Origin of the sequence: Tychonema sp. LEGE 06208, assembly GCF_015207505.1 — a bacterium.
GTDB lineage: Bacteria > Cyanobacteriota > Cyanobacteriia > Cyanobacteriales > Microcoleaceae > Microcoleus.
In genome coordinates, this window is sequence record NZ_JADEWT010000118.1 from 1 (window position 1) to 20,496 (window position 20,496).

Here is a 20,496-nt window from a genome sequence, read left to right on the forward strand (position 1 = left end):
AATGACTAATGACTAATGACTAATGACTAATGACTAATGACTAATGACTAATGACTAATGACTAATGACTAATGACTAATGACTAATGACTAATGACTAATGACTAATGACTAATGACTAATGACTACCCTTCGACTTCGCGAGCGGGTAAAATGACTGATGACTAATGACTAATAACTAATGACTAATGACTAATGACTTCTTCCTTCTGGTATAATCGTGGCAAAATAGGGAACATTGGTATCCGCACTGTTAAGATATGTACGAAAAAATTGTAGCCCCGACAACTGGTTCTAAAATTACATTCAAAGACGGTTTGCCGATCGTCCCCAACGACCCAATTATTCCCTTCATACGCGGCGACGGTACGGGCGTGGACTTGTGGCCAGCATCGCAGAAAGTCATGGATGCCGCAGTAGAACAGGCTTACGGCGGCCAGCGAAAAATTAACTGGTTCAAGATTTACGTAGGCGACGAAGCCTGCGATGTCTACGGTACATACCAATATTTGCCCCAAGATTCCCTAGACGCCATCAAAGAATACGGAGTCGCCATCAAAGGCCCGCTGACAACCCCAATCGGTGGCGGAATTCGATCGCTCAACGTAGCATTGCGGCAAATCTTTGACCTCTACGCCTGCGTGCGGCCATGCAAATATTACGATGGCACCCCATCGCTGCACAAAACTCCTGAACTGCTAGACGTAATTATTTACCGGGAAAATACAGAAGATATTTACCTCGGAATTGAATGGGCAAAAGGCAGCGAAATCGGCAAGAAATTGATTGAATACCTCAATAATGAGTTAATTCCCGCCACACCAGAACACGGCAAAAAACAAATTCGCCTCGATTCTGGAATCGGCATTAAACCAATTAGCAAAAGCGGTTCCCAGCGTTTAGTGCGGCGGGCTATGACCCACGCTTTGCGGTTGCCAAAAGACAAGCAACAAGTAACCTTGGTGCACAAAGGCAACATCATGAAATACACCGAAGGAGCTTTCCGAGATTGGGGTTACGAACTAGCAACCACCGAATTTCGGAACCAATGCGTGACAGAAAGAGAATCTTGGATTCTGGGCAACAAAGAACGCAATCCCGAGATTAGCTTAGAAGACAATGCCCGCCAAATCGATCCGGGATACGATGCCTTGACTCCCGAAAAACAAGCTAAAATCCGCCAAGAAGTTGCCGACGTTCTGTTTGCAATTTGGGACAGTCACGGTAACGGTAAGTGGCAAGAAAAAATCATGGTTAATGACAGAATTGCTGATAGTATTTTTCAGCAAATTCAAACCAGGCCAGGCGAATATTCGATTTTGGCAACCATGAATTTAAACGGCGATTACTTATCCGATGCGGCGGCTGCAATTGTCGGCGGATTGGGAATGGGCCCCGGCGCGAATATTGGCGATGAATGTGCAGTTTTTGAGGCGACTCACGGCACTGCACCAAAACACGCTGGTTTGGATAAAGTCAATCCCGGTTCCCTGATTTTGTCGGGGGTAATGATGTTAGAATATATGGGATGGCAGGAAGCCGCAGATTTAATTAAAAAAGGTTTGGGCGCGGCCATTTCTAACGGTGAAGTTACCTACGATTTGGCAAGGTTGATGGAACCACCTGTGCCGGAACTGAAGTGTTCTGAGTTTGCGGATGCGATTATTCAGCATTTCGCTGATTAGGTTTTAAAGATTTTTTAACCGCAGGTGAACGCGGACAAACTTAGATCTAATTAGTGATATCTTTGTTTGTCTGCGGTTAATTTTTTTGATTTTTACATCGCGGGGACAGCCATGCCGCGCTCAACTGCTGGGCGCTTCTGCAAGGTTTCTACCCAGCGTTTGAGGTGGGGGTGGTTGTCGAGGGTTAATCCTTGAAATTCGTAAATAGCAACCCAGGGATAAATAGCCATATCGGCAATTGAATATTCGCCGCAGATATATTCGGATTTTGCTAGTTGAGTGTCTAATACTCCGTAGAGTCGCAAGGTTTCTGTTTCGTAGCGTTGAATGGCATAGGGAATTTGTTCGGGTGCATAGCGTTTGAAGTGGTTTAGCTGACCGAACATTGGCCCGACACTAGCCATTTGAAACATCAGCCACTCGATAACTTGAAAGTATTTTTCTTTTTCGGTGGGTAGAAATTTGCCGCTTTTTTCTGCTAGATAGATCAGGATGGCGCCGGACTCGAAGACGGTGATGCCGTTATCGCGATCGACTATTGCCGGAATTTTGCTGTTGGGGTTGATGGCGATAAACTCTGGGCTAAATTGGTCGTTTTTTCTGATGTCGATGACGTGCGTGTTGTAGGGTAAACCTATTTCTTCGAGCATAATCGAGACTTTGCGTCCGTTGGGCGTGGTAAAAGTGTAGAGGTCGATCATAAATTGTCCGCCTTTTCTGTAGCAGGTATAAACTATATTATAATCATTTTAGGCAAATCGCTAATCGTAATGGATATTATTCAAGTTATCACCGAGGACTACCGTAGATTTCCTGAAAATCAGACTTACAGCATTTATGCTAAAGATGTTTATTTTGAAGACCCTCTAAATCGATTTACAGGAGTCGATCGCTACCAAAAAATGCTGGGGTTTATGGGGACTTTTTTTCAACAAATTCAACTCGATTTGCACGATATTTCTCAGTCGGGAGATGCCATAGAAACTCGCTGGACTCTGAGTTGGATCGCACCGCTACCTTGGAAACCAAAAATGGCGATTAGCGGGAGAAGCGAACTGAAGGTCAACAGCGACGGTTTAATCGTTTCCCACATTGATTACTGGAACTGTTCGCGCTTTGATGTTCTCAAACAACTTGTATTTCCCGTCGCTACTCAAAAGTGACTGTCGCTTGCTGCGTTCCCTTTGCTTGCTATGCACCAGGTAAAACCTTTTTTAATTTGCCCGATTAAAAGCGATAGATGATTGCCGATCGCGCGATCGCAGAATTTACCAGCCACTACTATGACAGCGCCTCAATTTCTCATCTAGTCAAACAGTCTTGGCTGCAGCGTTATAATGACAGCTTTGGTGGCGAAACCGGCGATCGAACTCAACACTTTAGTCGATCGAGTCAGGCCTCACCACCATCATTTGCTCAATTCCTCTGGCTTTGAGCGATCGAACCTAAAGGCCACCCTGTTGCGCCATCATCCTTGGCTTAATGGCGACAGCGCAGATTGCGCCATCAACTGCATTCTGTAGCAATCAAACCCAGGTGAGACCTTGATACAAATATGCAATGTGTAGAAAAATGTCTTGCTTGAACTGGATAAATCTTAATTCTCGTCGAACTAATTACCTGTGGCACAAAATTGCCTTGGCAATTGGTGCATTCATCTTCCTCTTGGGCGCGTCGATAGTGCCAGTGGTCGGACAACCCTCATCTCCAGAACCACAGCGATTATTCAATATTTATTCCGCCAACGATAGCACTAACTTTGTTGTCGGTGATGTTTATTTAGATGGTCGTTCGATATTTGCTTTGACAGCTCCTGCGCTCAACACCAAGCAGCAAGAAGCAATTTCTCTTTCACCCATTCAGCAAAGAGTAAAAACCGTTACAAATCAGCTTCAAGGAATTGCCAATACCAACTTTGAACCGGGAAAATTAGAAGTCGATTACAGCGTAGACCAAACGAGTCAACTTCCAATTATTTCTGTCAATAAAAACTATTTGATGACCGTTACCACTGACGATGCTCGCCTGTACGGAGTCGAGCTAACCACTCACGCTCAAAACTTGACTCAAATTATTAAAAATGCCCTGCTTGCGTCTCAACGGGAGCATCAGCCAAAGTTTTTAGCAAAACAGGCATTGCGAGCGGGCGGAGTCATCCTATTTATGCTCCTGCTCAGTCTGGGAATGCGCCTCAGACAGCGCTATATCAAAGCCCGTTATGCAGCAGTCTTAACACAAATCGAACAACTCAATGCTTCCCAAGAGCAAGTAGAAGATTTGTCTGAGCAGGAGCAGGATGAAGCTGCAGCGATTGCTTGCAAACAGCAACAAAAAATTGCTCGGAAGCAGCGGCTCAAATTTTGGTATGAAGTGCGACAGCGGTTATTACAACTCGGCCAGCTTGGCCTGTGGGGAGGCGGAATTTCATTTTGTTTGAGCCTGTTTCCGCAGACTCGATGGCTGCAATCACTATTGCTGAAAAGTTTGAGCGTCACCTTACTCAACTTAATCTTAATTGGGGCTGCAACTTACCTAATACTTCGCATCAGCTTCGTTGTAATTGACCATTTTGTAGCAGCTCTCAGTCAGGGGCAATTCCTTCCCGACAGTGCATCAGTCCGAAGGATTCAGCGGCTAAAAACCTTTTCTGGCGTGATGAAGGGAGCTAGCGGTTTCTGTTGTATTGCTGCTGGCGGATTGACTGCTTTGTCAATTTTGGGTGTTAACATTGTGCCGCTTTTGGCAAGTGTGAGTATTTTTGGGTTGGCGATTTCCTTTGGCTCTCAAAGTCTTGTCAAAGACATGATTAACGGATTGTTTTTTCTCTTGGAGGATCAGTATGGCGTTGGCGATATAATCACTGCTAACAATGAAAGTGGAACCGTGGAAACAATGAACCTGCGGGTAACTCAATTACGGAACCAAGATGGCGATCTAATTAGTATTCCAAATGGCAGTATTACTATGGTGAAAAACCATACTAGCAGTTGGTCTCGTGTGAATTTAGGTATTGAGGTTGCTTATAATACCGATATTGACCGTGCGATCGCCGTAATTAAAAAAGCAGCGACTCAAATGAGTTTGGATTCTGAGTGGCAAGAATTAATATTAGAACCTCCCAAGGTACTGGGCGTTGATGCGTTTGGTGAAAATAGCATTACGATTCGCCTCTTGATTCAAACTCAACCCCTGAAAAAGTGGGAAGTCGGACGCGAGTTTCGCCGGCGATTGAAGCAGGTATTTGATGAAGAGAACATTTCTATGCCATTCCCCCAGCAGTCCATCTGGTTTAAAAATTCGCTGCAGGAAGTCTCAAAGGGCGATCGTAATTCCAATGGATCGCACGCTTTAGATGAAAAGTATGACCAAAAAATGCGATGAGTTCGCGATCGCTCCATCGGACACGATTTAACTTTTATTGCTATTGACATCGCACCGATTTTGTGCTTTGTTGACAATTTGCTGTGTCCAGCGGGCGATCGCCCAAATTAATTCCCCCACTAAATTAATCTCCGTTACATCCCGTTACAATATATAAGTAAAGAATTTTCAGGCGAGCTAAACAATCAATGCGCTTAATATTAATGACCGGAAAAGGCGGCGTCGGCAAAACCTCCGTAGCCGCTGCTACGGGCTTGCGATGCGCCGAATTGGGATACAAAACCCTAGTGCTGAGCACAGATCCCGCCCACTCCTTAGCCGACAGCTTCGACATGGAACTCGGACACGATGCTCGACTGGTCAAACCCAATTTGTGGGGAGCAGAATTGGACGCTCTCAGGGAATTAGAAGGCAATTGGGGAGCAGTCAAACGCTACATTACTCAAGTTTTGAAAGCGCAGGGACTTGAGGGCGTGCAAGCTGAAGAATTAGCCATTTTGCCGGGAATGGACGAAATCTTTGGTTTGGTGCGGATGAAACGCCACTACGACGAGGGCATATATGATGTTTTAATTATCGATTCCGCCCCCACAGGTACAGCATTGCGATTGTTAAGTTTGCCGGAAGTTGGCGGCTGGTACATGAGAAAATTTTACAAGCCATTGCAAGGTATATCTGTTGCCCTCAGACCTTTAGTTGAACCGTTTTTTAGACCACTTGCGGGTTTTTCTTTGCCAGACAAAGAGGTGATGGATGCACCTTACGAATTTTACGAACAAATCGAAGCTTTGGAAAAGATTTTAACTGACAATACTGTGACTTCGGTCAGGTTAATTACTAATCCTGAAAAAATGGTAATCAAAGAATCTTTGCGGGCTCACGCCTATTTGAGTTTGTACAATGTTGCCACAGATTTAATTGTCGCCAACCGGATTATTCCTGAAGAAGTAACCGATCCATTTTTCAAGCGTTGGAAAGAGAACCAGCAGCAGTACAAGCAGGAAATTCACGAAAATTTTCGGCCGCTTCCTGTAAAAGAAGTCCCGCTTTATTCCGAGGAAATGTGCGGTTTGCCGGCTTTGGAACGCTTGAAAGAAACGCTTTATGCAGATGAAGACCCAAGCAAAGTTTATTACACAGAAAATACGATTAGAATTGTGCAGGACAACAATCAATATGTTCTAGAACTGTATTTGCCGGGAATTGCTAAGGATCAAATTCAGTTGACCAAAACGGGAGATGAGTTGAATGTTCGGATTGGGAATCACCGCCGCAATATGGTGTTGCCACAAGCTTTAGCCGCGCTGCAACCTTCCGGGGCGAAGATGGAAGATGATTATTTGAAGATTAAGTTTGCTTGATGCTGCGGGTAAGGACACGGCATTGCCGTGTCCCTACAATTAATCGGCGGTAGTTACATCTCTCGCGATTATTGTGGCTGGGAGTTTTTGCCCGTGCTGCGATTATTTTGATGTAGGTAAACGGCATTGCCGTGTCCTCCGTTACTGCTAGATACAATTAACATGATTTAGCATCAACGACTTCCTTTAATGCCTCATCAATCACTGCATGGCTGACACCTCGACGCTTCAAACTTGCTACTAAGGCTGTGACTGTCTCGCTCTCAAATCGTTCTAAATCAACGCGCAAACCTTGACCGATATAAGCACGAATTAATGGCTGATAACCCGAAAAACCCAACAATGGTGCAACTTTTTTTAAATCTTCCACAACATCTTCGGGCATACGGATTGTTACGCTAGTCATTGGACGGTTGCGATCTAATCGCTGCTTTAATGCTTCAACTTTAATACTCTGCCCTCTCCTGACGAGTTGCTTTACGTCCTGAAATAAGTTGCGGCTCTTGTTGATCGTAAACAATTCCCTATTATAAGCCCCCGCAATTATCCTAGAACATCAGTAATTTTATGCCATTTCATGACTTCTGCCAAATCAATCGCCGTAAACCCATTCGGATTCTTAATCATTTTATCAGCGCCATACTTTAATAATAATTTAACAGGAGTTAAGTTGCCAGCCAATGCCTCATATTGCAGCATAGTCCAACCATTTTCATCAATTTGATTTACAATAGTAGGATTTTCACTTAATGCACAATCAATTTTTGCAGCCATATTCTCACTCATTGGATGCTCGCCGATTTCATATTCATCCTTATTTCTTGACTCTTTATTTAAATAGCTATCGGGAACAATTCGGATTTCTCTCGGATCGCCGAATTCCAAACCCCAGGCATCATCATGCACACGCCTTCGAGCGCCATTCATTTTAAGCCGCATTGCATTAACAGTATATGCACCATAAACCATCCCATCAAGAGAATATATCCAATCATCGATGTCGTTGAAGCGCATCACAATCCGGTCGCCAGATCCAATTCCATCTATCCATTTCGGATCGTTTAATAAATCTCCACTAACTTTCAGACCATCAAACTTAACATTCCCCACCCACATATGTTCAACTGATGGTGTAGAATCCGTCACCTTTCCAGTCGGAAATCCAAGTTTTACTGCACTTATATCAAGCCCAGGAATTATTCGCCTCTTTTCCCATGACAACTCACGCCAAAAATATTTAAATGATTCGCGTGCCTTATTGCTAGCAAGATTTATATCCGGGTCATTACCCTTAAATCGATAAATATTTTGACTCATTTACCACCCCCTAGTCGATCGTTCGAGTTAGTTCTAACGTTAATATACATCATAAGCAGATATTGAGCTATTCAGCAGACTTACGCCATTCTTGTCCGAGGCGAACTGCTTCGTCAAAGGTAGGATCGTTTTCAAAACTACCCGCAACTTTTAGCCACCAAGGAGATTTTTTCTGAACGAATACAGATAGCATCTGTTTCATCTGTGCTAGTTCTGTTTCTAAAGTTGCAACTCGCGCTTCGAGGTGTCGAGATTGGTCTTCAATCTGTTGGGAAATCATAGGAATTTTTAGCAAGATAGAGTTATACGGTTATTGTAGCAATATCTTTGCGATCGCAAGCCTATCTACTCAATAGACCTTTTGCAAAAATAACTAAGACGGGCTTTCCGGCCCATCCCACAAGAATCATTTTTTATTGTGGGTGTCTCGCCTGCCCTATAAATTGATGAAAAGGACTTTTGCAAGAGGTCTAGTGAGGAGGCGCACTTGGTATCGACTCCCCTTTTGACTGATAACGAGTAAGCAAACGTTGTCTCAGATCCACTAAGTTGTGTTTTTGAGAAAGTTGTTGTCTCAGTTGCTGAGCTTGTTGGCTGCGCTGTTCCAAATAACTGTCAATTTCCTGACGGTGGTTGAGATAATAAGCAATGGTACTGTATATGTCTTCTAAGCGGACAACTGAATACTGAATAGCGATTTCTTCGGGAGTGGAGCCATTGTGATATGAAGCAAGTATGCTATCTAGGGTGACTCGACTCGAACCTATACGGATACCTCCGGCTTCATCCCAACGGAAAGGGGGAGAGGTTGCTGGGAATTTTGCTGGGGCGCTCATTAAGGACATATAGTGCCTGACTTAAACTGTATAAAAACATTTTAGCAAGATGTCTAACGCTTTGCGTCGGTTCTAGCCCTGTCGGTTTTTGAGGTATTTTTCATCGCGTTTGGAATAATAGTAACCCATAACTATTGGCAGATTCCAACGAAATGTCTGGGAGATTGCGAAGCAGATCGTCCCATGTATTCTGTCCTTGCAATGCTTCTATAACGACTGGAAGCGGCTCTGAGAATATGGCTGGAAAATCTGCTTCTTCAGGAAACTGAATCTTAAAAGCTAACTGTTCTTGAGGTGGATTGAATTGAGCGTTTACTCCTTCTTTGTTACCTCTGGCATCAACCCGATACCAACCAACTTCAGGTAAATGAATGGCATTGAAACCGTGCAATGAGTAAGGCGCACCTTTATCATCAATACTCAACCGCTGGTAACAAAGACCTGCTGGAATATCATTGGCTCTTAGTAACGCTGCTAACAAGTGACTTTTCGCATAGCAATAACCTGTTTTGTGCTGAAGAACATCTGAAGCTCGACAGGTAACAGGACTCATTTGATAGTCATAACTGTGACGAATTTCATCTCTAACCCACTCAAAACACGCTTTGGCGATCGCCCTTGATGTCTCATGTCCCGATGCGATTTGTTTAGCACATCCCCTAATTTCGGGATGCTGCCAATCAATAACTTCACTCACTTTCAAGTATTCTTTCATTTCCATGACTATTAGTCCTCATACTTTTGTATGCAGTCGATTCTAGCCCAGTCGGTTTTTGAGGTATTGTTCATAGCGTCTGCATTCATAAAACAGTGACTTTCATAATGAGATACCGTGTCATGTTAGCTATCTGTAAGCACTTCACTTTTTAATCCGCTGAAGTTCTTCTCGTACAACTCTTCGCAAAGTTTGTTCCAAAGGCTCAGAACTCTGCTGGATATATTGACGCAACGCTTCATTAATCAAGGTTTGGTAGTTCCCTCCATCTGCTAAATGAACTTGTTCGCGAAACCACGCTAAAACTTCATCATCTAACCAGATTGCGATCCGAGTTTTCTCAGGTAATGTTGGATCGATCGCCCCTCGCTTACCCTGACTAAAATCATACTCTGTTTCCATGACTATTCCCCTCCCTCTTCTTTTCCATCCTCTGCGCTCTCTGTGTCCTCTGCAGTTCCTTCACTCTTTCCCGCATTAACCTCAATCTTTTTCTGCTGGCGTTCCGACGCAGTTGTTTTCAACATTTTCAACTTTTCCGGGTCAGCATCCGATCGCCAAAACAACTTATGACCCTTAATTCTCACGCAATTGTCCTCCAAACACTTCACCCATTCCCGATATTTCTTAACGACAGAACCATCAAAAATCCCTAACTTTGCCTCTTGGCGGGTGAGTTTCGCGAACTTTTCGTAATGCGGATAATTGGGATTGACAAAAGCTTCTTTTTTAACTAAAATTGGCGGATTGTACGCATCTGAATAGTCTTCGTAGCTGACAGAAAGGTCGCGCAAATGTATGTGCATAGACCTATGGAGGGCTGGATGCGGGTTAGTGTCAAAATCTGGATAAAATAAATAGGAAATCTGAGGTTTGCGAGCGTAAAATTTGATGATTGTAGCGCCATCAAGTCTACCGATTGTGCGGTTAGCGCAGCCTTCGTAGAGTCGCAGCAAAGGGTCAAGTTCTTCTAAACATGAGACGTGAACTGAAAGGGAACCGGGTTGTTTGTAGCCGATCGCGCTATCCTCGCAACAATCCGCCACAATATCAGCTTTGCCCAAACTATATAGCATTAAATCTGCCAAAGTGCAAGCTTTTTGATAACTGTCAAACAAACCCTTAATGTCATTGCGGATTTGAACTGGAAGCCGGCGCATCGAAGGACGCTCGCCCAAACCGTTGAGAGCGAGATATACTAGCAAATCCTGGCGGCGCTTGTCGGCGATTTTCTCCCAATCATCCGCATCCGTTGCTTGCAAAATCACCCTCCAAGCGCGGTTAAAACTGTGGAATTCCTGCTTAATTGGCGATTCTTCCGCTAATTCGTCTTTCACTGGAAGACGCCCCCGATCGCTCACAAAAGCCATCAAAGGAGCCAGTATTTCGGCATAATCCTCAAATCGCTTGACTTGCGATCGCACTCTGGGAGTCGATAAGCGCGATCGAAACCGAGAAGCCCGAAAACCCTCACCCGCCGTCGCATCCCGAAACACAAAATAAATCCCCAAAGCCACAGGAATCGCATCAACATTCAAAACTTGGTCAATATAAACCTTCAACTCTTGCTGTTCGTAATACTTCTGAAAAGTATTGCGAGAAGTAATCACCCCATCCCCATAAGCAATTTGACCGCGATCGCCATCATCAATCAAAACCTGAGCCGCCACAACCAATAAATTCTTAGTTAAATCCCAAGCATTCAGCAAAGCTTCTCGCCTTTCCCCCAAAGACTCAATCACATTAATCACATAACCAACATTCACAATATCCGCACAAATTCGCGGAGTTTCCGGCTGATAGTACGGGTCCCAACCCGCAGCCACATAACCCTCTCCCGCAATATATTTAACATCGCCGCCATAGCCGCAACCGTAATCAAAAAAAGTCATCCCATCCACAAACAAATCCGATTCCAAAACCAAACGCACCGGCTTAGAAACAGAGTTTCGTACCATCGCAGCTTTGTGGCGTTCAATTTTAGGAATTGAAAGATCGCTATTCTGCTGTTTCAAACGTTCAACAACAGTATGATCTTGAATTTCTACACCGCAATATCCCAAATATTTCAGCCAACCCTCGCGAGTCCCGATAACGCTAGTATTGTCAAGCAGTCCCCATCCTTCCTCGCTGCGAGTCAGTCGAGCAAACTTTTCGTAATTGGGATAATCCGCAGTTACAAAAGTTTCCTTGCGGTGCAAAACCGGGGGATTTTCGCTGTTGCTGTAATCGAAACATTTAACTTCGCCTGTTTCGAGATTAATTTGGATGCTGGTTTGCAAAGCAGGGTGAGCGTCTGTGTCGAAATCGGGGTAAAAAAGATAAGATATTTTAGGTTGCTGGAGTGAAAATTTAACTAAAGTTGCTTCATCAATGTTTTCGAGATTTTGTCTGGCACAATTTTCGTAAATTGCGAGGACAGGATTGAGCGCTGACAAGGCAGAAACGTGAATGTAAAAAGCTGTCGGTAATTTTTTGCCAATTTTGCTTTCCCGACAGCAGCGAGCTACTTTTTCCACAATACAATTTACCGCAACTCCCCCGCCATCGGCTAGAGACTGGTAATGCAATTCCAGAGGTTCTGCTTCTAGTTCGTGCAACAAAATTTGTTGAGCAAAAGCCATCAAAGGTGTTAGCAGTTCTCGATCATTCTCTAAGGGTTCGGCATCTAAAATAGGGTTGTTACTGATATCGTGGGTCATAGCTAAATTAATTGATTTTTTTAAATTAACCGCAGAGAACGCAGAGGACACAGAGTCAAGAAAGAAAGAATTTATTCTTAGTTCGCTAGGAGTGGACTTCGTTTTTTTAGGCTCGATTTCAATTGCTACTACGTTCGGCTATGACGACAGATTAACATATTTTTAACCAAATATTCGAGTTTCTACAAATTCTCGAACCCGCGCTAAATGACTGGATAAACTCACTAATATTTTTTGAACTACCTCAATAGTTGATAATTGAGCCGCTGCGGGTTCAGATTGAAAGCTTCGGGCATAATTCTCTAATTGTGCGGCCAAATCCGACATCAGGGCAACTCCCACATTTGCAGCAGTTCCTTTGAGACGGTGTGCTTGATATTCCACAGTTGGCCAATCTTTAGCTTCTACGGCTATTTTGGCAGCAGCCACATCAGCTTGCGCGTTTCCTACAAATGCTTGCAAAAGGCGATCGGGCAATTTAATATTAACTCGTCGGAGTTGCTCCAATCTGCTTTTGTCGAACAGTCCGTCACAGTCTCCGTGTTCCCAAGTTTGAAGCGCGATCGCCCTTGATGCCGGCACAGCGGCCACCTCTACTTTTTGGGAGGTTTCTGTATAATATGTTACCGCTATCTCCGGTTCTACCAAATTAATATTTTGAACTCCATAGTTTTTAAAATGAGCGTTTTGGGCTTCATACTTGTTCAGTGCCGCCGCCAAAGCATCTAAATCTACTGGTTTGCTGAGATAATCATCCATCCCCGCCGCCAGACACTTTTCTCGTTCCCCCGGTAAAGCGTGAGCTGTTAAAGCAAGCACAAAAGTATGCCGATCGCCCTTTTCTCGTTCCCTCAACTTTCGCACAGTTGCGTAACCGTCAAGTACCGGCATTTGACAGTCCATCAACACTAGATCGTAGTTGTTTTCTGCCAACAAATCCAGCGCTTCTTGACCGTTGGCGGCGCAGTCAGCACGATAGCCTAAAGCTGCCAATTGTTCGACTATAACTTGTTGATTGATCGGGTGGTCTTCCGCCAGCAAAATTTTCAGCGATGAGGGCGAATTGGGAGTAACGTATTGAGAATTAGCTGCTGGAAAATTGCGAGTATTAGCAGCCTCCAAGCTGTCAAACTCTCCCCTTTCCTTAACGGGGGCCAGCAAAGCCTCAAGCAAGCGGGAAGGCCGCACCGGCTCGATCAAATAGCCGCTAAAACCCACACTGCAAAGGGCTTCCGCTTTCGCCTGTTCCCGCAAAGCAGTCATGGCGATTAACGAGTCAACTGTTGAGAGCGATCGCACTTTCAAACCAAATTCCTCCGCATCCAAATCCGGCATTTGCAAATCCACAAGCACCGCATCGCAGCATTTTTCCCCTTCCCCCGAATCCTCAGAAATCCCGCCCCGAGCATTTTGCAACCAAGTCAAAGCATCAGCAGCAGTTTCTGCTTCATCGCAGCGAGCACCCCAACTTTGAGCGAGCGATCGTACCGCCGCCCTCCTCAAAGCGCTTCCAGATACTACTAACAGCTTCTTACCTGCTAGTTCGGGCGATTGAGGCTGAACTTGCAACTGTTTTTCCAAAGGTACAGCAAACCAAAAAGTCGAACCGCTATCTAGCAAACTGCGAACTCCAATGTCGCCTTCCATCATATCCACTAACTGCTTGCAAATCGCCAAACCCAAACCCGTACCGCCGTAAGGTCTAGTCGGAGAATCGTCTACCTGAGAAAAAGATTGGAACAGCTTTGTCTGCCCTTCCGGCGAAATTCCAATGCCAGTATCCCGGACTGAAAATAGCAATTTGATATCTTCTTTGCCCTCTACCAGTTGTTTGCCCCGCTTGACAGTAACGTGAATGAAAATTTGACCGCGATCGGTAAATTTTATGGCATTTACAGTCAAATTTATCAAAATTTGCTTCAACCTTCCCGAGTCGCCCACCAACTTTTTCGGCACCGAACTATCAACTAAAATATTTAATTCAATATCTTTTTCATCTGCCAAAGGCGCTACCATTTCTATCACGGATTCAATGCAGCTATCCAAATCAAAATCAGCTTTTTCCAGCCGCATTTCTCCAGCTTCAATCTTAGAAAAATCTAGGATGTCATTAATCACGCTCAGCAAATGTTCGGCACTGCGGTAAATAGTCTGAGCGCACTCGCGCGGTTTGGGTTCCAGAGGAGCCCGCAACAGCAATTGAGCCATCCCCAAAACCCCATTCATCGGAGTGCGAATTTCGTGACTCATGTTCGCCAAAAATTGCGATTTCACCCGGCTCGCTTCTAGGGCAGTTTCCCGCGCTTCCACCAATTCATTAATCTTGTCCGCTACCATAACCATTCCCGCCACTCTGCCGTCGGGATTGTACCAAGGGTGAGCAGCCCAGCGCAAATATAAAACAGAGCCGTCTGCTCGTTCCCAAGCATCTTCGCTGACAGAAACTATCTCGCCTTTGAACACTTCTTCATACATTACTTTCCAGCGATTTGGCGTATCTGGAAACACTTCGTAATGACTGAGATTAGTCAGAGACTGCCACTCCAAATTAAATTGAGTCAGCCATTTGTGAGAGTTAGCTAAATAGCGCATTTGAGTATCGAACATCGCCATTGCTACCGGCACGCAAGCAATAATTTGTTTCAATTGCTGCATTTCTCTTTCTAGAGCATCTTCGGCTTGTTTGCGCTCGGTAATGTCGCTAATTATGCCGGCCATCCGCAGTGCTTTTCCTTGCAGATTCCGCTGAGCTTTTCCCTGAGAAGTGCAGTAGCGGTAAGCACCGGATGAATGCAGCAGTCGGAATTCTACATTATAGTCAATTCCTTGTTTTAAGTGATGCCCGATCGCCCGAACGATGCCGTCCTTATCCTCTGGGTGCAGGCGGCTGTATAGAGCATCCATCGTGCTACCAAATTGATAGCGCGACAACCCGATCATTTCCAAAAGGCGATCGTTCCAATAAACATCATTTTTACTTAAATCCCAATCCCAAATTCCGTCATTTACCCCCTCTACAACTAACCTGTAGCGTTCCTCACTTTCCTTGAGTTTTTGACTTGTCATAAGCGCCTTATATTCGGCGCGGTAAACGCGAAGTGCATTAAACAAACTGCGCGACAAACTATCTGGAGACATCTTGCCTTTAACGATATAATCAGAAGCTCCAGCCTTCATCAATTCCACTGCAATTTGTTCATCGCCTTGACCTGTGAGGACAATTAAGGGGATTTTGATCCCAGCTTCCCGTATATCTTTCACCAAACTAAGTCCATCTCCGTCCGGCAAGCCGTAGTCTAGGAATACACAGTCAAAGTTGCACTCAAATATTTGATTTAATAGCAGCGAATTGTCTGTCTCCTCAACGTCCCTTAAATGTGGGGATTGATTTTGTGTGGAGAGTTTCTCGGCCGCTGTGCTAGAATTTTTGCCGATCGAGAGTTTGGCGAGGGCATCGGCACAATCTTCTGCTTCAGTAACTTCTGCCCAAACCCCAGCGGACTTTAGCGAACGTTTGACCGTCATCCGATCGACTTCATCGTCATCAACTATCAGAATTTTAATAAGCTTGTCCATAACAAGAGAATTAGGGATTAATCCGAAAAAGCTGTGGCATACAAAAACTAATAGAATAAATGCACCGCTAAAAAATCACAATAGCCACTTTGAAACTTTTTTGTTAAATTTTCCATAATCTAGGGGATTTCGCTCAGCATCCAGTATCTGTTTAGGGTTCCCATAACTTCCACAAAATTAGAAAAAGTGACTGGTTTAAGAATATAGCCAGCTACATTCAAATTATAGGCTTCTACTTTATCTCTATCTTCATTAGAAGTTGTGAGGACGATCACTGGAATCGATCTCAGATTTTGATCTTGCCGCAATTCTCGTAAAAACTCAATGCCGTTCATTCTCGGCATATTCAAGTCCAGCAAAACCAACCTGCGCGTTTGAGGCATTACAGGTTCTATTTTTTCTTCTTGGCGTAATATAGCCAGAGCTTCTAGTCCGTTGGCAGCCATGTATAGCGGATTGACGATGTTATTTTTTTTGAACGCTCGCTGGACGTTCATCACATCTACTTCGTCATCTTCTACCAAAAGGATATGAATTTTTTTTTCTTCCATCATAAATCAGTCTTTTTATAGATATGTTTTAACCACTCTTGAGCGTTGGGAGTTTCAGTCAGTCGATTTTTGGATTGAAGATTTACCGGAAAAAATGGGTTTAAAGCCTCCCCGCTGTATGGTGCAAGGAAAAATTAATTTCCCTCGCTGACAATTTCCTGGCGCGCGCAATACCAATTTCATTAAGTAGCGTTACATCTCACCCCCCCAAGGCATCGGGGGGCTAGGACTCGATCTATAGCACATCTTTAAAAAAATGGTATAAGTCCGAGGTAATTGTTAACGGTTTGCTGCCAACCTTGATGCTGGCAACTGTTGAACCGTTTTTGGGTTCGGGCGCGGGGAATAGCGAACAAAGCCCGTCTAATCTCTATTTTGCGTTGTCAAGAATCATTTATAGCTAGACCGATCGCAGTATCTATCCACAGAGGTACTCGCCTGTGAGGGGCGGGGGCGGGGCTGCCGAGAGCCAAACACTCGCCAATAATGCGCGATCGAGCTACTGTAAAATCTACAACTCATCTACATTATGAATCGCCATGTCAGCCGGACGCAAACTCTACGAAGGCAAAGCCAAAATCCTCTACTCCACCGAAGAGGGCGAAATTTTGCTGACCCACTTCAAAGACGACGCTACAGCCTTTAACGCCCAGAAACGCGGCAGCATTGTGGGGAAAGGCGAAATCAACTGCGCCGTATCCGCCCACCTGTTTCGGATGCTAGAAGCCAAAGGCATACGCACCCACTTCATAGACACGCCAGCGCCCAACCAAATGCGAGTCTGCCGCGTCCGCATCTTGCCCTTAGAAGTTGTAGTCAGAAACATTGCTGCCGGTAGTCTGTGCAAACAAACCGGAATTGCGATGGGTACAATTGTCAATCCGGCGCTGGTGGAATTTTATTACAAAAACGATGATTTGGGAGACCCCCTGCTGACCCAGGACCGACTGCAGTTAATGCAGCTAGCCACCCCGGAACAAGTAGAACAACTAGAAATCGCCGCCCGCGAAATTAACGAAATACTCAAAGAATTTTTCACCCAGTGCGGCATCACGCTGGTAGACTTCAAACTAGAATTCGGCATCGACCAACATCAAAACCTGATTCTCGCCGACGAAATCAGTCCCGACACCTGCCGCCTGTGGGACAACGCAGAAACTGACCCCGACGCGCGCGTTATGGACAAAGACAGATTCCGCCGCGACTTGGGATCGGTAGAAACCGCTTACCAGCAAGTTCTCCAGCGGGTTCTAGCTCAGAAAGTTTAGAGCACTTAACAATGCGCTACAATTGCACAGTTTGTCGCCGTTGTGCTTTTGATGAATGTCAGCGGGATCGTCTCAGTTTTGATCTTGTATTAGTGTTGTCCCCGCTTGCTGTATATATAAGCAAGCAGACAAAAGCGGGGACAGCACTGCTACAACAGGTTTTTACTCTCATTGAGATGTTCCCGATGTAATTAGTCATTGACCAATGATTAATGACCAATGATTAATGACTAATGACCAATGACCAATGACTAATGATATCAAGTCCGATCGATTACCATCACAAAAACGGATCGCGCGTGCGGAATGCGAGTCCGCGACAAAGCAAGCGTATGCCAGGACGCACGCGCGAACCCTACTGATTGCGGTTAATCTACCAGACATGATATGACCAATGACCAATGACCAATAACCAATAACCAATAACTAATAACTAATGACTAATGACTAATGACTAATGACCAATGACTAATGACTAATGACTAATATCGTGTGTGTGTGATTGCCCAAAAGAGTGAACAAAAATGCGCTTATCTGCTGTATTGGTGGCAGTTCTTACTGTCTCAGCAACATTCGGATTATCAAATTCGGCAAGCGGTCAAACATCCTACTCTGAATCAGCAGAGGGGACTGTGGCGGCCGTTCCTCCGGTTGGGTCGATCGAATTACCCGATCGCCCGGTTCCAGAATTAACCCAAAATCCTTCTCAAAACCCCAAAAAAGCAGCTAAAAGCAGCTTGGCCGAAGACCTCAAAATAGTGGCGGCCCCTGCCAGAGGAGAAGACGACCGCGAACCACCAAACCGAGTCACAGACTCGCCATCCCCGGTTTCGCCCCAGCTTCAACTCAAACCCGAGCTAGCATCCAACCCATCGCCAGCCCCTAGCAGTCAAAACGCGCTGCAAGAGGTACAACCAGACAGCCAACTCCCCCCTTCGGAAGTGGCAGTAACGCCTGCCTGGGTCGCAGTAGAGCCTCGGAAACAGGACGGAGCGGGGACGATCGCCCAAAACCTACAAGTTTCTCCCAGAGCGACCTCGGACGCATCCGGGGCGAGCGGTCAAAACGCCCAAATTCCCAGACCGGCCCCCACCAGACCGCCGGCAAACACAGTTCCCACATTGCCCCCTGGCCCGGCAGAATCGCAGCCCAGACCAACCCCAGCACCCGCCGAAGCGGCCGAACCGCAAGTGCTAGTTGCCGAAGTTACCGTCACCGGGGCAACGGGAGACCTAGAAACCGAGATTTACCGAGTCATCAGCACCCAACCGGGACGCACCACCAACCGCAGCCAACTGCAACAAGACATCAACGCCATTTTTGCCACGGGCTTTTTCAGAAACGTGCGGGCAGTACCGGAAGACACCCCGTTAGGCGTGCGAGTGACTTTTATCGTGCAGCCCAATCCAGTGCTGCAGAAAGTGACAATCACCGGCCAGCAAGTGCTGCCCCAAACCGTAGTTGACGAAAGCTTCGGCGATCAGTACGGCAAAATTCTCAACCTCCGCCGCTTTGAGGAGGGAGTCAAAAAAATTAATGCGTGGTATCAAGACAACGGCTATGTTTTGGGCCAAATCACAGATGCCCCGCAAGTAGCAGACGACGGCACAGTCACCTTGCAAGTGGCAGAAGGCCAGATCGAATCCGTTGATGTCCGTTTCCTGAACAAGGAAGGAGAACCAACCGATCCCACGGGTCAGCCGATTCGAGGCAACACCAAGCGCTTTGTCGTCACCCGCGAAGTAGAACTCAAGCCCGGAGATATCTTTAACCGCACCAAGGCGGAAAGGGATTTGAGACGGGTGTTTGGTTTGGGAATTTTTGAAGACGTGCGGCTTGCTTTGGAACCGGGCACGACTGATCCGCGCAAGGCCAGAGTAATTGTCAACGTCATTGAAAAAAATACCGGTTCTCTGGCGGCGGGTGCGGGTTTGAGTTCCGCTACGGGTTTGTTCGGTACGGTGAGTTATCAGCAGCAAAATGTGTTCGGTAGGAACCAGAAATTGGGGGCTGAAGTACAACTCGGGGAACGCCAAAATCTGTTTGACTTGAGTTTTACAGATCCCTGGATTGCCGGCGATCCTTACCGGACTTCTTATACGGTTAATGCGTTTAGAAGACAATCGATCAGCGTGATTTTTGATGGGGGAGAACGGGAAGTCAGATTGCCCAACAACGATCGACCCCGCATCGTCCGCACCGGTGCCGGCATCAATTTCACCCGTCCCCTGTCGCGCAATCCTTTTGCCGATTCTGAGTGGATTGCTTCACTCGGCTTGCAGTACCAGCGAGTCTCAATTACCGATCGCAAAGGCAGGCGCGAATCCGATGACGAACTCGGCAACCAGCTAAGTTTTAGCAATTCCGGCACCGACGACTTGACAACAATCCAAGCAGGTGCTGTGCGCGATCGGCGCAACGACCCCCTCCGCCCCACTAGCGGTTCCCTGCTCAGGTTTGGGATGGAACAATCCATTCCTGTAGGTTCCGGCAGCATCCTGTTCAACCGCCTGCGGGCCAGCTACAACTTTTACATACCAGTCAAGTACACCAACTTTACCCCCGGCCCTCAAACCCTGGCATTTAGTTTTAAAGGTGGCACCGTATTCGGAGATTTGCCTCCCTACGAAGCTTTTGCCTTGGGCGGTGCTAACTCGGTGCGCGGATACGACGAAGGCGAAGTAGGATCTGGCCGCAGTTTCCTAGAAGCCAGCGTTGAGTACCGTTTCCCGATTATTTCGTTTATCGGCGGAGCGCTATTTTTGGATGCTGGCACCGATTTGGGTACGGGCAAAGATGTCCCGGGCGACCCGGCCGGTGTCCGCGGAAAGCCCGGTAGCGGTTACGGTTACGGGATCGGCGTGCGGATTCAATCTCCGTTAGGGCCGATCCGGATTGACTACGGCATCAACGACACTGGCGGCAATCAAATTCACTTTGGGATTGGTGAGCGATTCTAATTAACGAAGAGTCATTAGTCAGTGGTCATTAGTCATTGGTCATTAGTCATTAGTCATTAGTCATTGGTCATTGGTCATTGGTCATTAGTCATTAGTTAGGAGTAATCAGTAATGGGTAATTGGTAATCAGTAATGGGTAATTACT

At 45.8% G+C, this 20,496-nt stretch carries 18 protein-coding genes; 7 read left to right on the plus strand and 11 right to left on the minus strand.

Annotated features, from left to right (window positions below; translation table 11 throughout):
- Nucleotides 1-259 precede the first annotated feature (259 nt).
- Complete coding sequence (locus tag IQ263_RS23640) at nt 260-1,684, plus strand: NADP-dependent isocitrate dehydrogenase (protein ID WP_194070580.1); 1,425 nt, start codon at nt 260-262, stop codon at nt 1,682-1,684.
- Between the two features lie 92 nt (nt 1,685-1,776).
- Here IQ263_RS23640 and IQ263_RS23645 read toward each other — a convergent pair whose 3' ends face one another.
- Nucleotides 1,777-2,385 (minus strand): glutathione S-transferase N-terminal domain-containing protein, encoded by a 609-nt coding sequence (locus tag IQ263_RS23645; RefSeq protein ID WP_194070581.1) that lies wholly within the window; start codon nt 2,383-2,385, stop codon nt 1,777-1,779.
- A 69-nt stretch (nt 2,386-2,454) separates the two neighbouring features.
- On the opposite strand from IQ263_RS23645, the gene IQ263_RS23650 reads away from it, so the two are divergent.
- The 4 genes from IQ263_RS23650 to IQ263_RS23665 all read left to right on the plus strand — a co-directional run bounded on the left by IQ263_RS23650 (nt 2,455) and on the right by IQ263_RS23665 (nt 6,426).
- On the plus strand, nt 2,455-2,847 hold the full coding sequence (locus IQ263_RS23650) for a C6orf136 family protein (RefSeq protein WP_194070582.1): 393 nt from the start codon (nt 2,455-2,457) through the stop codon (nt 2,845-2,847).
- Nucleotides 2,848-2,924: 77 nt separating this feature from the next.
- A complete protein-coding gene (locus IQ263_RS28890) occupies nt 2,925-3,119 on the plus strand; it encodes a hypothetical protein (protein WP_228050302.1) in 195 nt (64 codons plus the stop codon).
- A gap of 137 nt (nt 3,120-3,256) precedes the next feature.
- On the plus strand, nt 3,257-5,065 hold the full coding sequence (locus IQ263_RS23660) for a mechanosensitive ion channel family protein (protein ID WP_194070584.1): 1,809 nt from the start codon (nt 3,257-3,259) through the stop codon (nt 5,063-5,065).
- A 188-nt stretch (nt 5,066-5,253) separates the two neighbouring features.
- Nucleotides 5,254-6,426, plus strand: a complete 1,173-nt coding sequence (locus IQ263_RS23665) for a TRC40/GET3/ArsA family transport-energizing ATPase (RefSeq protein ID WP_106148286.1) — start codon at nt 5,254-5,256, stop codon at nt 6,424-6,426.
- Here the strand turns inward: IQ263_RS23665 and IQ263_RS23670 are convergent.
- The 10 genes from IQ263_RS23670 to IQ263_RS23715 form a co-directional block, all read right to left on the minus strand.
- Nucleotides 6,413-6,553 (minus strand): hypothetical protein, encoded by a 141-nt coding sequence (locus tag IQ263_RS23670; RefSeq protein ID WP_194070585.1) that lies wholly within the window; start codon nt 6,551-6,553, stop codon nt 6,413-6,415. The two genes, IQ263_RS23665 and IQ263_RS23670, sit on opposite strands and share 14 nt — an antisense overlap.
- A 30-nt stretch (nt 6,554-6,583) precedes the next feature.
- On the minus strand, nt 6,584-6,832 hold the full coding sequence (locus IQ263_RS23675; protein WP_228050303.1) for a hypothetical protein: 249 nt from the start codon (nt 6,830-6,832) through the stop codon (nt 6,584-6,586).
- Nucleotides 6,833-6,969: 137 nt separating this feature from the next.
- The gene (locus IQ263_RS23680; RefSeq protein WP_194070586.1) at nt 6,970-7,743 is read right to left on the minus strand and encodes a DUF2314 domain-containing protein; all 774 of its coding nucleotides are present in this window, start codon (nt 7,741-7,743) and stop codon (nt 6,970-6,972) included.
- Between the two features lie 67 nt (nt 7,744-7,810).
- Nucleotides 7,811-8,023 (minus strand): hypothetical protein, encoded by a 213-nt coding sequence (locus IQ263_RS23685; RefSeq protein ID WP_194070587.1) that lies wholly within the window; start codon nt 8,021-8,023, stop codon nt 7,811-7,813.
- Nucleotides 8,024-8,213: 190 nt separating this feature from the next.
- Nucleotides 8,214-8,588: a DUF433 domain-containing protein gene (locus IQ263_RS23690; protein ID WP_194070588.1), complete on the minus strand. Its 375-nt coding sequence runs from the start codon at nt 8,586-8,588 to the stop codon at nt 8,214-8,216.
- A gap of 91 nt (nt 8,589-8,679) precedes the next feature.
- On the minus strand, nt 8,680-9,300 hold the full coding sequence (locus tag IQ263_RS23695; protein ID WP_228050304.1) for a transglutaminase-like domain-containing protein: 621 nt from the start codon (nt 9,298-9,300) through the stop codon (nt 8,680-8,682).
- Nucleotides 9,301-9,438: 138 nt separating this feature from the next.
- On the minus strand, nt 9,439-9,696 hold the full coding sequence (locus IQ263_RS23700) for a BrnA antitoxin family protein (RefSeq protein ID WP_194070589.1): 258 nt from the start codon (nt 9,694-9,696) through the stop codon (nt 9,439-9,441).
- A 2-nt stretch (nt 9,697-9,698) separates the two neighbouring features.
- Nucleotides 9,699-11,996: a DNA phosphorothioation-associated putative methyltransferase gene (locus IQ263_RS23705; protein ID WP_194070590.1), complete on the minus strand. Its 2,298-nt coding sequence runs from the start codon at nt 11,994-11,996 to the stop codon at nt 9,699-9,701.
- A 162-nt stretch (nt 11,997-12,158) separates the two neighbouring features.
- Nucleotides 12,159-15,572, minus strand: coding sequence for a response regulator (locus IQ263_RS23710; protein ID WP_194070591.1), 3,414 nt, complete (start codon nt 15,570-15,572; stop codon nt 12,159-12,161).
- Nucleotides 15,573-15,691: 119 nt separating this feature from the next.
- A complete protein-coding gene (locus tag IQ263_RS23715; RefSeq protein ID WP_333195337.1) occupies nt 15,692-16,126 on the minus strand; it encodes a response regulator in 435 nt (144 codons plus the stop codon).
- A 536-nt stretch (nt 16,127-16,662) separates the two neighbouring features.
- Here IQ263_RS23715 and purC point away from each other — a divergent pair.
- Nucleotides 16,663-17,391, plus strand: a complete 729-nt coding sequence (gene purC, locus IQ263_RS23720; protein ID WP_194070592.1) for a phosphoribosylaminoimidazolesuccinocarboxamide synthase — start codon at nt 16,663-16,665, stop codon at nt 17,389-17,391.
- Nucleotides 17,392-17,915: 524 nt separating this feature from the next.
- A complete protein-coding gene (locus IQ263_RS23725) occupies nt 17,916-20,351 on the plus strand; it encodes a BamA/TamA family outer membrane protein (protein WP_194070593.1) in 2,436 nt (811 codons plus the stop codon).
- Nucleotides 20,352-20,496 lie beyond the last annotated feature (145 nt).